This window comes from Allobosea sp. Root483D1, from assembly GCF_001429505.1.
Taxonomy (GTDB): domain Bacteria; phylum Pseudomonadota; class Alphaproteobacteria; order Rhizobiales; family Beijerinckiaceae; genus Allobosea.
In genome coordinates this window covers 485,755-498,802 of the sequence record NZ_LMJW01000011.1, presented here as the reverse complement: position 1 = coordinate 498,802, position 13,048 = coordinate 485,755, and the positions used below count along the sequence as shown (strand labels likewise).

The 13,048-nt window shown below is 68.1% G+C and carries 13 protein-coding genes; 4 read left to right on the top strand and 9 right to left on the bottom strand.

Annotation, left to right across the window (positions count from 1 at the left end):
- Positions 1 to 8: 8 nt before the first annotated feature.
- Both ASE66_RS12195 and ASE66_RS12190 read left to right on the top strand, forming a co-directional pair.
- Positions 9 to 824, top strand: a complete 816-nt coding sequence (locus tag ASE66_RS12195) for a sugar phosphate isomerase/epimerase family protein (RefSeq protein ID WP_057189856.1) — start codon at positions 9 to 11, stop codon at positions 822 to 824.
- A 136-nt stretch (positions 825 to 960) separates the two neighbouring features.
- Positions 961 to 1,647: a GntR family transcriptional regulator gene (locus tag ASE66_RS12190; RefSeq protein WP_057189855.1), complete on the top strand. Its 687-nt coding sequence runs from the start codon at positions 961 to 963 to the stop codon at positions 1,645 to 1,647.
- Here ASE66_RS12190 and ASE66_RS12185 read toward each other — a convergent pair.
- The 5 genes from ASE66_RS12185 to ASE66_RS12165 form a co-directional block, all read right to left on the bottom strand.
- A complete protein-coding gene (locus ASE66_RS12185) occupies positions 1,636 to 2,415 on the bottom strand; it encodes an SDR family NAD(P)-dependent oxidoreductase (protein ID WP_057189854.1) in 780 nt (259 codons plus the stop codon). The genes ASE66_RS12190 and ASE66_RS12185 overlap by 12 nt on opposite strands.
- A gap of 14 nt (positions 2,416 to 2,429) precedes the next feature.
- Entirely contained in the window at positions 2,430 to 3,512 is a 1,083-nt protein-coding gene (locus tag ASE66_RS12180; RefSeq protein WP_057189853.1) for an ABC transporter permease, read from the bottom strand.
- Entirely contained in the window at positions 3,509 to 4,315 is an 807-nt protein-coding gene (locus ASE66_RS12175) for an ABC transporter ATP-binding protein (protein WP_057189852.1), read from the bottom strand. The genes ASE66_RS12180 and ASE66_RS12175 overlap by 4 nt, the downstream gene beginning before the upstream one ends.
- A gap of 34 nt (positions 4,316 to 4,349) precedes the next feature.
- Entirely contained in the window at positions 4,350 to 5,402 is a 1,053-nt protein-coding gene (locus tag ASE66_RS12170) for an ABC transporter substrate-binding protein (RefSeq protein WP_057189851.1), read from the bottom strand.
- 115 nt (positions 5,403 to 5,517) lie between these two features.
- The gene (locus ASE66_RS12165; RefSeq protein WP_057189850.1) at positions 5,518 to 6,945 is read right to left on the bottom strand and encodes an FAD-dependent oxidoreductase; all 1,428 of its coding nucleotides are present in this window, start codon (positions 6,943 to 6,945) and stop codon (positions 5,518 to 5,520) included.
- Between the two features lie 165 nt (positions 6,946 to 7,110).
- Here ASE66_RS12165 and ASE66_RS12160 point away from each other — a divergent pair, with 165 nt between their 5' ends.
- Complete coding sequence (locus tag ASE66_RS12160) at positions 7,111 to 8,082, top strand: LysR family transcriptional regulator (RefSeq protein WP_057189849.1); 972 nt, start codon at positions 7,111 to 7,113, stop codon at positions 8,080 to 8,082.
- Here the strand turns inward: ASE66_RS12160 and ASE66_RS12155 are convergent.
- The 4 genes from ASE66_RS12155 to ASE66_RS12140 are packed head-to-tail and all read right to left on the bottom strand — an operon-like array spanning position 8,022 to position 11,510.
- Entirely contained in the window at positions 8,022 to 8,720 is a 699-nt protein-coding gene (locus tag ASE66_RS12155) for a hypothetical protein (protein ID WP_057189848.1), read from the bottom strand. The two genes, ASE66_RS12160 and ASE66_RS12155, sit on opposite strands and share 61 nt — an antisense overlap.
- A 19-nt stretch (positions 8,721 to 8,739) precedes the next feature.
- Positions 8,740 to 9,570, bottom strand: coding sequence for a sugar phosphate isomerase/epimerase family protein (locus ASE66_RS12150; protein WP_057189847.1), 831 nt, complete (start codon positions 9,568 to 9,570; stop codon positions 8,740 to 8,742).
- Between the two features lie 31 nt (positions 9,571 to 9,601).
- Positions 9,602 to 10,459, bottom strand: a complete 858-nt coding sequence (locus ASE66_RS12145) for an IclR family transcriptional regulator (protein WP_057189846.1) — start codon at positions 10,457 to 10,459, stop codon at positions 9,602 to 9,604.
- Between the two features lie 4 nt (positions 10,460 to 10,463).
- Entirely contained in the window at positions 10,464 to 11,510 is a 1,047-nt protein-coding gene (locus ASE66_RS12140) for a Gfo/Idh/MocA family protein (RefSeq protein WP_057189845.1), read from the bottom strand.
- Positions 11,511 to 11,709: 199 nt separating this feature from the next.
- Here ASE66_RS12140 and ASE66_RS12135 point away from each other — a divergent pair, with 199 nt between their 5' ends.
- Positions 11,710 to 12,981: an ABC transporter substrate-binding protein gene (locus ASE66_RS12135; RefSeq protein WP_057189844.1), complete on the top strand. Its 1,272-nt coding sequence runs from the start codon at positions 11,710 to 11,712 to the stop codon at positions 12,979 to 12,981.
- Positions 12,982 to 13,048 lie beyond the last annotated feature (67 nt).

Genomic DNA, 13,048 nt, shown 5'->3' with positions numbered 1-13,048 from the left:
AGTTCGTCGTGCGCCAGCGCTACCCCCTGTCACTCGCCTTCCTGACCGTCCAGGGCTGCCCGCCAGTCGAGCATGTGCGCGCCGCCGCCGCGGCCGGATATGACGCCGCCGGCCTGCGGCTGATCGCGCCGCATGGCCTGGAGCTCGCCCACCCGATCGTCGGCGACAAGCCCCTGATCCGAGAGATCAAGGGCGTAGCCGCCGATCTCGGCGTCTCCTTCCTCGATGGCGAGGTCTTCACCCTGCTGCCGCAGACCGATGTCGAAACCTGGCTGCCGGTGATCGAGACCGCGGCGGAATTCGGCATGCCGCTGATGCAGATCGCCTCGGAAGACCACGAGAGCTCGCGTGCGGCCGATAATCTCGGGCGGATCGCCGATGTCGCGGCCCGGCACGGCATCAAGATGGCGATCGAGTTCATGCGCTGGCGCTGCGCCGCTACGATCGAGGGCGCCGCCGATCTGGCAAGAGCCTCCGGCCGCGAGAATGTCGGCATCCTCCTCGACACGCTGCATTTGTCGCGCTCGGGCGGCAGCCCGGCCAGTGTCGCGGCCCAGGCCGACCTCGTCCTCTATCTCCAGCTCTGCGATGCACCGGCCGCGCAGCCCGCCACCGATGCGGACTGCATCGCCGAGGCGCGCGGTGCCCGGCTGCTGCCGGGCGAGGGCGATCTCTGGCTGCAGGAGCTGATGGCGACGCTTCCGGACGACATCTGGATCAGCGTCGAGACCCCGCATGCGAGCGTCGCGGGACTGAGCTTCACGGCAAAGGCGCAACGGGGAATGGACGCGACACGACGATTTCTCGATTCGTTGCCGACTTGACAGGAGGGCGGTTGCCGGAAGACCGCTCTTCTGACTGACAATGCACGGTTGCGGATACTGCTCGTCTCGTTCGATGCGAGCTGGCATCCGGTAAGACGGGGAGTCCATCGCTGTGGAGTCAAGGCCACGAGGGCTGTTGACGGCGCGCGTCACCGAGCGGCTGCGCCGAGCCATTCTCGACGGCGAGGTCGAGCTCGGCGACGCCTTGTCGGAGGACAAGCTCGCCTCCAGGCTCGGGGTCAGCCGCAGCCCGGTCCACGAGGCGCTGACGGCGCTGGAGCAAGAGGGCCTGATCGACATCAGGCCGCAGCGCGGCAGCTTCGTCTTCCTGCCGACGCGGGAGGACATCGAGAATCTCTGCGAGTTCCGCCGCATGGTCGAGGCCGAGGCGCTGAGCCTCGCAATGGCCCGCAAGCGCAACGAGACCCTCGCCGCCATGGCCGCCGCCGCCCGCAAGATGCACGAGGCCATTGGGGCCGACGATCACTACGGCAGCGCCAATGCCGACACCGAGTTCCACCTCGCGGCGATCGAGAACAGCGCCAACCCCTATCTCATCAACGCCTATCGCCTGATCTCCAGCAAGGTCTCGGCGCTGCGCTCGCACAGGTCGACCGCCTCCGTCAGGAACGAGGCGAGCGCCGAGCATTTCGACATCATCGAGAAGCTCGAGACCGGTGACCTGCCGGGCGCCCTGGCCGCGCTCAACACGCATATCCTGAAGATGGCCAGGCGCTACAGCATCGAGCCGATGCCCGGCCGCAGGGCGAGCGGCCGCGCCACCCGCCAATCGCTCGATCAGTTCAGCCCGCTACTGGACTGAATCGGGCTCGGCTTCGACCGGACCCGGCTGCGGCGCGAGGTGGGTGCCGCCGCAGACATGGATGACGTCGCCGGTGATGAAGCTCGCTCGCGGCGAGGCGAGGAAGGCGATCGCGCCGGCGACATCCTCGGGAGTGCCGACCCGGCCGAGCGGCGACATCCTGCGGAAAGAGGCGGTGAGACCGGCGTTCTCGCGCACGAGCTTGTCGTTGAACGGGGTGTTGAGGAAGCTCGGCGCGACGGCGTTGACGCGGATCTGGTCGGGGCCGAGTTGCACGGCCAGCACCCGCGTCAGCCCGATCAGGCCGGTCTTGCTCGCGGTGTAGGCGACGCCGGTGCCGGCGAGGTAGACCCGCGAAGCGACATTGACGATGCTGCCGCCGCCGCTTCGCTTCATCAGGGGCTGCGCCACCTGGCAGAGCAGCATCGGCACGGTCAGGTTCAGCGCCAGCACGGCGTTCCAGACGGAGAGGTCGACCTCGCCGATCCGCGGCGCGCCCGTCATCCCGGCATTGTTGACGAGGCAGTCGAGGCGACCGAAGCGCTCTTCCACGCGCGCGACCAGCCGGTGCGGCGCACCCTCCTCCAGCAGGTCGACCGCTTCGACCACGGCCTGCGTGCCATGCTCGCGCTGGATCTCCGCGCAGATCGCCTGCGTTCGCTCCGCCGCGCGATCCGCCAGCACGACATCAAAGCCGTCGGCGGCCAGCATCTTCGCCGCCGCCCTCCCGACGGCGCCGGCGGCGCCGGTCACCAATGCGACCTTCATGGCAGCCTTGCGTCTCATTGCTGCCACGGCATCAGCCGGCGCTGCAGCGATTGCAGCGCGTAGGTCAGCAGCACGCCCAGCATCATCACCACGACGAGGCCGGCATACATCTTCTCGGGGTTGAGCACCTCCCAGTAATAGAAGGTGATGTAGCCTACGCCCTGCTTGGCGCGCAGGAACTCGACCGAGATGATCACGATCATCGCCGTGCCGAGCGCGATGCGCAGGCCGGCGAAGATCACCGGCATGGCGCCGGGTAGGATCACATGGCGCAGCATCGACCAGCCCTTGGCGCCGTAGTTGCGGCCGGCCATCAGGTAGACCTTGTCGATGCCCCGGACGCCGGCCATCGTGTTGATCGCCATCAGGATGAAGACGGCGAGCGCGACCACGACGATCTTCGGCGCCTCGCCGAACGGGTCGGCGAACATCAGCATCACGATCGGGAAGATCGCGATCTTCGGCAGGACATAGATCGCCGACAGCGTCGTATCGAGCATCAGCCGGACCGTCTGGTTCATGCCCATGACGACGCCGAGCAGTACGCCGGGCACCGCGCCGAGGAGGAAGCCGCCGAGCACGCGACCGATCGTCGCCAGAAGGTGGCTCTCCGACAGAAGCTTCCAGACGCCGGCCATGCCGTCGGCGGCATAGACCTCGGGGATCAGCCAGGGCCGGCCGAGCAGGCTGGTGCCGGAGAAGCGGTCATAGCGCACCGTCAGGTCCCAGAGCCCGACGGCGATGCGCGAGGGCTGCGGGAACCAGGTGGTGTTGAGCAGGCCGTAATCGCCGGCGAGCTGCCAGGTCAGCAGCACCAGCGCCGGAAAGCCGAAGGCGAGCGTGCGCTCGTAGAGCCCCCTGCCCCGCACCGGCACGATCCGGCCGGCACGCTCGCCGATCAGAACGAGCAGGATGAAGCTGAGACCGATCGCCGGCCAGGCGACGGCGCGCCAGAGGCCGAACAGGGCGAGTAGCGCATGCGCCGCCAGCCCGCCGGCAACGAGCAGGACCAGAGCGCGCCGGTCGTTGCTACCGACCGCGGCACGCGGAGCGGCGTCCCGGCTGGCCTCGATCTCGTTCGCGGAGGTGATGGTCATGGCCGCACCTCCATCGCCCGGGTCACCTCGGCGCTGAGCTGCTCCCAGATCGCGGCGCGGTATTCGGCGAAACGAGGCAGGTTCGTCGTTGCGATGCTGCGCGGGCGCGGCAGATCGATCTTGAAGGTCGCAAGATGCCGGCCGGGCTGGGCGCTCATCAGGATGACGCGGTCGCCGAGCAGCACGGCTTCGTCGAGGCTGTGGGTGATGTAGAGCACGGTCTTGCGTGTCTCCTCCCAGATCCGCAGCAGCTCCTCCTGGATCACCACGCGGGTCTGGGCGTCGAGCGCGCCGAGCGGCTCGTCCATCAGCAGCACCTCGGGATCGTTGGCGAGCGCCCTGATGATGCTGACGCGCTGCTTCATGCCGCCCGAGATCTGGTGCGGGTAATAATCGGCGAATTTGGAAAGGCCGACGCGGTCGAGCCAGAAGCGGGCCGTGTCGAGCCGCTCCTTGCGTCCGACGCCGCGCATCTGCAGACCGAAGGCGACATTGTCGGCCAGCGTCTTCCAGGGAAAGATCGCATATTCCTGGAAGACGACGCTGTTCAAGGGCTTGGCGGCGTCGGTGCCGGGCCTGATTTCGATCGCGCCCTGCGAAATCGATTCCAGCCCCGCCACCATGCGCAGGAAGGTCGACTTGCCGCAGCCGGACGGGCCGACGATGCAGACGAACTCGCCATCGGCGACGTCGAGTGAGAAATCCTCGAGCGCGACCATGACCCCGTCGACTGTGGGATAATGCTTGCTGACATGGCGCGCGCCGATCTTCGGCGCGGCCACGGCCTGCATGGCGACCGTCATCGCTCGGCCCTCCGGGCTGGCAGCCGAGTGCTCGTCACTTGGCGGGAGCGACCTTGCCGAGGGTCTCGATCGCCTTTGTGGCGAAGCGCTCGTCGATCGCCTTGGCCATGTCGAGCGGCTTCTCGTATTCGGTCCGGCCGTTCTCGCGATGGACGCGCTCGATGTCGGCGAGGCCGGCGGTCGGGATCGCCATGTTGGGGTCGAAGACGATGGCGCCGCCGCCCCTGATCGCCTCCGGCGTCGATGCCGTGAACTTGAGATAGGCATCCATATTGGCCTGCGAGAGATAGTCCGCGCCCTGCATCAGCCGGGCTGCCTCGGTCATCGCCAGCACGAAGCGCTCGGCCACGTCCGGCCGCTCCTTGATGAACTTGCCGGAGGCGACGAAGGCGACGGTCATCAGCCCGGGCGTGATGTCCTGCATCAGGAGCTTGCCGGTTCCCGCCTTGAGGATCTGGTCGGAATAGGGCGAGGAGGTCAGCACCGCATCGACCGATTTGCCCTCCATCGCAGCTGGCATATCGGCGTTGCCGACATTGAGCAATTGCGCGTCACGCAGGGTGAGCTTGGCGCTCTCCAGCGCCTTGCTGACGAAATATTCGCCGCCGCTGCCCGGCCCGCCGGCCGCGGCGATGCGCTTGCCCTTGAGATCGGCCACCGTCTTGACCGCGCCGCTGTCGAGCAAATCCTTGCGGACGATCAGCTTGGTCGGCCCGTCCGTCATCGGATCGAGCGCGCCGGGCGCGATCACCCTGATGTCGAGCCCGCGATTCCAGGCCGACCAGAGCGAGGCGACGATCGAGATACCGCCGACATCGACCGAGCCCTTGTCGAGGAAGGCGATCGCCTCGGTACCGGACTTGACGCTGTCGAGCTTGACGTCGAGCCCGTATTTCTTGAAGAGCCCGCGCGCCTCCGCGACATAGGCGGTGGCGAACTTCATGATCGGCACATAGGCGACGCGCACCGCCTGCGGCGGGTCGAGCGGCTTCAGCGCCGGCGCCTGCGCCAGGGCGGGCGATACGCCGGCGAGACCGAGACACAGGGCGGCGCACGCGCCACGCCAGAAAGCAAATCGAATCGACATCCTTGGTCCTCCCCTTGGGAGCGGCTTGCCGCCGCTTTCCCTTCAATGTCCGGCAAGCTTCTTCGGCCTGCTCACAAGGTCTCGTCAACCGCGCGACGGCGCGGCTGGCGCATGCTCATCCTTCCGCCATCGCGGGAACCGCGCTGAGATAGGCGCCCTGCACAAGGAGCGCGGCCCGCAAATCGGCGATCGGCACCTCGCTCGGCGTCAACGCCCGGTCGGCGGCGATGGCCGCGGCGACGCCGGCGGCCTGGCCGGTCAACCAGCATTGCGGGATCTCGCGCATGAAGGAATGGCTCGTGGCGTCGCAGGAGAGATGGCGGCCGGGCGCCAGCAGCCCGTCGACCTCCAGCGGCACGATCGCACCATAAGGCACCGAAACATTCTGGAATTTCGGCGCCAGCGAGGGCGAGACGCCGATCTCGTCGGGCGCCACGGCGCCGTCCCAGTTCTCGCGCGTCAGCTTGCCGCGCCCGGCGAGGCGCCGGCCATGCCGGACACCGAGCTGCGAGCCCGACAGCATGATGAAGGCATCCGAGAACCCCGGCGCATGGGTGCGGTAGAAGGCGAGATGCTTCAGCATCAGCCGGTGGCTCCTGATCTCGACCTCGGAGAGATCCTCGACCTTGAGCGCCGAATAGCCGGCGAGGCGCGGCCCCATGAAGACGGCGATGTCGTCGCGCCAGGACACCGACGGCTTGTCGAAGAAGCGCAGTTCCTCGCGCCCGCGCACCATAAACTGCGTGAACTGCTCCGGCGTCTGCGCCCTGAAGCGCAGGAAGGCCTTCATGTCGACGCCGCCGAACAGCCATGAGGTGTTCATGCAGCCATGGATGTCGCGGGCGTCGACCTCGGTGTCGTAGGCCGAGCCCGCGCCGGCATAGAGATCACCGTCGCCGGTCGCATCGACCGTCGCGCGGGCGAGGATGGCGCGCCGCCCCTCCTTGCTCTCGAAGGCACAGCCGGCGACACGTCGCCCGTCCATGATCGGGCTCGCGCCCCAGCCATGAAAGATCGGGTGGACGCCGGCCTCCAGCACCATGGCGAGCGATTCCGCCTTGAGCCATTCCGGGTCGAGCGTCGGCGCATGGGTCACCGTGCCGTTGAAGGCCGCGTTGCGCTGGCCCCAATAGGCGACGCGCTCGGGATCGTGCGAGCCCCATTCCGCCGGCTCAGGCCCGGCGATCCTGTCGCGGGTCAGCCGCGCCAGCAGCTCTTCGGCAAAGCCGCGGATGACGTGCCGGCCCTGCCAGTCGCTCATCCGGTCGATCCAGATGACGAGGCCGCCGGTCGAGAGCCCGCCGAGATGATTGTAGCGCTCGAGCAGCACGACATCGGCGCCGAGCCGGGCCGCCGCGACGGCGGCCGCCGTCCCGGCCGGCCCGCCACCGACGACCAGCACGTCGCATTCGGTATGGACGGGAAGATTGCGCGCCGGCTCCGCGACCATCTTGTCGGACGGGCGGCGGCGGTCGAATTTCTGCGTGTCGAAGGTTTCGGAGCGGAAGAACAGCCGTCCTCCCTCGCCTTCCATTGATCCCATGGTCCGTTTCCCCAAGGGGGCCTTGCCTCCGGGCGTCGTCGCGACGTGGCGCGCCACGCCCGGCAGCGGCCTCATGGCAGCGAGGATAGGATCGCCGTCATACCCTGTTCAAATGAATTTGATGGCCTTATTCATGAGCATAATTGCTCAATCGGAGATGACGCGATGGATGTCGCCGGGCTCGAAGCCTTCATCCAGATCGCGGAGTTCGGCAGCTTTCGCCGCGCCGCCGAGGCGATGCGGCTGTCGCAGACGGCCCTGAGCCATCGCATCCGCAAGCTGGAGGAGGATGTCGGCGTCATCCTGTTCCAGCGCACCACCCGCAGCCTCAGCCTGACCCGAGCCGGACAGGATTTCTTCCCCGAGGCGCGCGATGCGCTGATGCGGCTTTCGAGCCTCTACGACAACCTGAAGCGCGAGGGCCGGCAGGCGCAGGAGCGGGTCTCTGTCGGCTGTCTCGGCTCGCTCGGCGAGCATTTCCTGCCGGAGGTGCTGCGCGAGTTCCGCCAGCGCCATCCGGGCGTCTCGGTCACGGTCTTCGACGAGCCGGCGGCGGCGCTGCGCGAGCGCGTCGCCTCGGGTGAGGCGCAGTTCGCCCTCACCATCCTTGGCGCCCAGCTCTGGACCCAGAAATCCCGACCCCTGTTCGAGGAGGATTTCGTCGCCGCCGTCCCGGCCGGCCATCCGCTGGCGGAGCGCCAAGAACTGACCTGGGCCGATCTCGTCGGCCATCCGCTGGCGCGCGTCGCCACCACCACGAGCCACGGCTTCATGCTGAGCGAGAGCCTCGGCACCTTCGGCGAGCGGCTCGACTGGGCCTATGAGGTCCAGCGCGTCAACATGGCCGCCTGCTTCGTCGCCAGCGGCATCGCCATCACCGTGCTGCCGCGCCTCGCCATCCCGCCGAGCACGGAATTGCGCGTCATCCCGATCACCGCCCCGCTGATCCGGCGCACCGTCGGCATCATCGCGAGGGACGGCGTCCAGCTCCCCCGCCCGGCCCTGCAACTGCAACGCATGCTGCTGCAAGCGATCGCGCGCCATCCCAAGACCGCGGCGGCAAGGGCGGCCAAGGTTCAGCCGGGAGCCTCCGACAAAGGCACGACGGAAGCGAGCTCGTCCCGGCCGAGTACATAGGCGAGATCGTAGTCGGTCCAGGACTCCCGGCCTTGCGCGAGGCCATGCGCGTCGAGCGCAGCATCCAGCATGGCGGCGATGTCGGCGAGGCGCTCGCGGTCATGGCATTCGACCATCAGCGCCGCGCCATCGGCATAGGCCGCCCCTGACCCGGACGGAACCGTGAACGGCACCGGCGCGACCGCGGGATCCTTTGCCAGGACATGGACCGCCGTCGCGGCGGTCTTGCGCAGCGCGAGCTCCGCTATCGCCTCCCAGCCACCTTCCGGCGCCGTGGCATCGTCGAAGACCGTCGCCATCAGCGCGCCGCCGACCCCGCCGCCGCGGCTCAGCTCAATGAGATGACCGACGCGGAAGAAGCCGCGGAAGGACGGGCGCATGCTGCGCGACCACGGCGTCGGGTTCTGCAGCAGCGCCCGGTAAGCCGCGCTGTCGAGCACGCCGTTGTCGTCGAGTTCGTAGAGCGTCAGGAATTCCGGCAGCGGCCCCTCGCCGCGATGATAGCGGCGGGCCCGCAGCATGCCGGGGATGGCGAGCCGCTCCGGAACATGCTCGCGCGTATGCCAGAGATCGTACTCGCCGCGCCTGTTGGCATCGACGCCGTTCCAGAGCGAGAGCAGGCCGCTGCCCTTGAGCATCGCTTTCCGTCCTTGTCGTTCAGCCTTGCGGCAACGGCCCGTCGAAGCGCCAGCCCTGCGCAGCCAGCCGCGCCACGCCGTCGAGCAATCCGGCCAGCGGCTCTTCCGACAGAATCTCCAGCGCGACCGGCCCGGCATAGCCCTGCCGCTCCAGCTCCTGCCTGATCGCGGTGAAATCGATGGCGCCGCTGCCGATCGGATCGTGTCGCCATTGGCCGGTCGGGCTGTCGGAGAGATGGACGATGCCGATGCGCCCGGCAAGCAGGCGCAGGCCCTCGGCCGGATCCTCGCCGATCGCGAAGCCGTTCGCGACGTCGTAGATCACCGGAACGTCGTCATAGCCCTCCTCGTCAAGGAAGCGCATGATCGTCGCGGCGCTGTCGAGCAACCCCTGTGGATGGTTCTCCAGGATCACGCCGACCCCGGCATGGCGCGCCTCCTCCACCACCTGGCGGAAGGCCGGCCGGAAGCTCTGCATCAGCCGGTCATTGGCCTTGGCGAGCAGCGCATGCCGCCGCCCGGAGCCGACGCAAACATGCCGCGCACCCAGTTCGGCGCAGCGCAGCGCCAGTCGGCGATAAGCCTGGACCGAGAAGGCGACGACCTCGGGAGCGGCGCTGGCGAGGTTGATGTCGCTGCTGGCGAGATCGGCGGCCAGCAATGCGAGGCCATGATCGGAGATGAGCCGGCGCAATCGCGCGGCCCGGGCCTCGTCCTCGCGCCAGGGGTCGAAATGCGGCGGCGTCGCCATGAGCTGGATCCGGCGGAAGCCGGCGCGGGCGAGAGCCGCGACCGCTGCCTCCGCCTCCTCCTGCCAGACGAAGCCGAAAGTGTGGGCCGCCAGCTGCATCCTCTCAGGCTCCTTGATGACGATGCCGGGCTCAGCCGAAGAAGGGGCCGCGCGGCTGATGCGAGACCAGCGTCGGGCTCGCTCCCAGCGCCAGCGACAACTCCCTGGCGGCACTGAGCAGCATCGGCGAGAACGACAGCATCTTCTCCTCGGTCAGGCGGATATGCGGCCCGGCGATCACCAGCGCGCCGATGACCTCATTGGTCTGGGCGCTGCGGATCGGGGCGGCCGTCGCGCTCATCCAGGGCGAATAGGTCTGGCTCACCATGCTGAAACCGCGCTTGCGCGCCTGGCGCAGATATTTGAGCAGGGCGGCCGGCGTCTGCGGCGCCTTCGGGCCGAACGCCTCGCGCGTGCCATAGCCCTGGCGCTCGACCAGCGCGAGCGCCTCCTCCTCCGGCAGGCAGGAGAGCCAGGCATGGCCGCTTGCCGAGCAGGAGAGCCGGCCGGACTGGCCCATGTCGGGGTCGTAGCGCAGCCCGAAGGGCGAACCCTGCGATTTCGCCACCCAGATCAGCTCGCGCCCGTCGATCAAAGCGAGGCGAACCAGTTCGGCGGTCTCGCGTGCCAGCTGGTCGAGCACCGGCTGGGCGAGATCGGTGATGCCGCTGCCGGCCAGGAAGCTGAAGGCGAGCGAGGCGATCTTGGCCGTGAGCTGGTACATGCCGTGATGGCGCTCCTGCCGGACATAACCGCGCTCGACCAGGCTGGTCAGCACGCGATGCGTCGCGCTGCGGGGAATGCTGAGCCGCTCGGCGATTTCGTAGAGCGGCAGCCCGTGCGCATGGGCGGCCAGGAGCTCGATCACGCCCAGCGTCCGCTCGAGCAGTCCGCTCGGGGCCTGCTCGGCCTCGGTCTCATCCGTGTCAGCGACGAGCTTCTTCGCCATGGCCCTACCCGTAGTTGAGTTCCTGGCGTTGTCTCTGGCGCGCCGCCTCAAGGACGGCAAGTGTGGCCCGCAAGGTGCGGGTCGCATCGGCGGCGTCGATCAGCGGCGTGGCGCCCTCGCGCACGACATCGCGCAGGTGACGCAGCTGGCGTAGATAAGGGCTTTCGCGCGTCACCGGCAGCGCCTGCCGTGAGATCGGCGCGAACCAGCTCTTCTCGCCGTCATAGCGCCAGAGATCGAGCCCGGGCAGCGTCAGCGAGCCTTCCGTGCCCGAGAGGAAATGCGAGGTCACCGGCGCGGGCTGCGCCGGATAGTTCGGCAATTCGCCCGAGGACAGGTCCCAGCTCCAGGGCGAGACGGCGGTGTCGGACAGGCTGACCGTCACCAGCGCGCCGTTTTCCAGTTCGAGCAGCACCGCCGCGGTATCCTCGACCGGCAGGCCACGGACGCGGTCGGAGGTGACGGCCTGCACCGCGGCGATCTCGCCGCAGATGAAGCGGATCAGGTCGATCTCGTGGATCAGGTTGATCAGCACCGGCCCGCCGCCCGGTTCGCGCCGCCAGGCCAGGTCGAAATAGGCGTCGTGCTTGTAGAAGGTGTAGAGCACGGTGGCGGTGGTCAGCCGCCCGAGGCCGCCGCCCTGCACCGTCTCGCGCGCCGTGGCGATGATCGGATTGTAGCGGCGGTGATGACCGACGAGGACCGGCACTCCGGCCCGGGCCGAAGCCGCCGCCAGCTCCTCCCCCTCCGCTACCGTCACCGCGACCGGCTTCTCGATCAGCACGGGAATCCCGTGCGCGATCGCATCGAGCCCGATCGGCAGATGGCTCTGGTTCGGCGTCGCGACGATCAGCGCCTCGACGCCACCGGCCGCGATCAGGGCGTGATGGTCCGCAAACCAGCGCAGGCCGCGCTCCCTGCAAAAGGCCCGGCCCGCTTCGGTCGGATCGGCGACGCCGGCCACCGCGGCGAAATCCGTCCCCGCGATCACGTCCGCATGCAAGCGGCCGATCGCTCCGGCCCCGACGATCCCTACCGAAAATGACGACATGATCCAGCCTCTCGCGTTGCCTCCCCTTATCCCGCCGGGTCGCCATGCGGTCAAGTCTACTGGAATAAAATTCCAGTTTTGAAAATATGACTGGAATTTCATTCCAGTCGTGTTAGATGGTCGGCGCCGGCACGCATCGCGGAGCCCGCCAATCGAAGCCGCGCAAGGCTTCAGGGAACGCCAACGCAGGGAGGACGTCGTGACCGACGCAAACAAGCCGCAGCGGATTTCCACCATCAGGCGCCGGAGCCTTCTGCTCGGCGCCGGCTCGCTCGGCGCGAGCGGCCTCGTCTCGGCCAGGCTCGGCATGCCCTATATCGGCAATGCCGCTGCGGCCGAGCCGATCAAGATCGGCATGATCTGGGCCAAGACCGGCAGCATCGTCGACCAGTCGGAATATCTCGCCCAGGGTGGCATGCTGGCGCTGGAGCAGCGCAACAACACGCTGCTCGGCCGCCCCGCCGAGATCGTCTGGCTCGACGAGCCGAACCCGCAAGGCGCCCAGCAGAACGCCGAGCGCCTCGTCGGCGAGCACAAGGTCGTCGGCATGGTCGGCGGCGCGCTGAGCTCCTTCGCGCTCGGCATCTCGGCCGTCGCGAAGAAGGCCAAGATCCCCTATGTCGCCGCCAACGCCGCCACCGGCGATCTCACCGGCAAGTCCTGCAACAAGTACACCTTCCGCCTGCAGCCGCCGGTCGAGGTGCATGTCCGCGCGCTGGCGCCCTATTGCGGCGAGATCGGCAAGAAGTGGTATCTGCTGACGGCCGCCTATGCCTTCGGCCAGGACATCAAGAAAGCCTTCGAGGCCTATGCCAAGGCGAACGGCATCACCATCGTCGGCGCCGACGAGGTGCCGGTCGGCACGCCGGACTACAGCTCCTTCATCCTGAAGATCCGCGCCGCCAAGCCCGACGTGGTCATCGGCGGCGTCGCAGCGAGCGACCTCACCACCTTCCTGAAGCAGTGGAACGAGCTCGGCATGCGCGGGCGCATCCCCTTCGCCGAGATCTCGGTCGGCAACACCGATCTCTGGGGCGTCGGGCCGGAGGCTGCGGACGGGCTCTACACCCTGACCTGGTACTACAAGAACCCGAACAATCCGCCGGAAGAACAGGCGATGGCGGCGGCCTATGAGAAAAAATACAACCGCCCCGCCGCCGACAAGGCCTGGATGGGCTGGTTCGGCATGAAGAGCCTGCTCGACGCGATCGAGGCCGCCAAATCGACCGAACCGGGGGCGATCGTCGCCGCGCTGGAGAAATGGCAGGTGAAGCGCGGCGACCTCGACGTCCACTACCGCGACTTCGACCACCAGATGGTCAACCGCCTGCTGATCGCCAGCATCAAGCCGAAGATCACCGACAAATGGGACTATTTCGACATCAAGGCCGAGCTGCCGAAGACGCAGGGCGACATCGACAAGGCCTTCGGCTCGCAAGCCGAGAGCGCCTGCAAGATGGACGCGCTCTGACGCTCCACTCAACCGGATGACGGGGCGGCCGGGTCACATGCCGGCCAGCCTCCTCCTCTCACCTCGT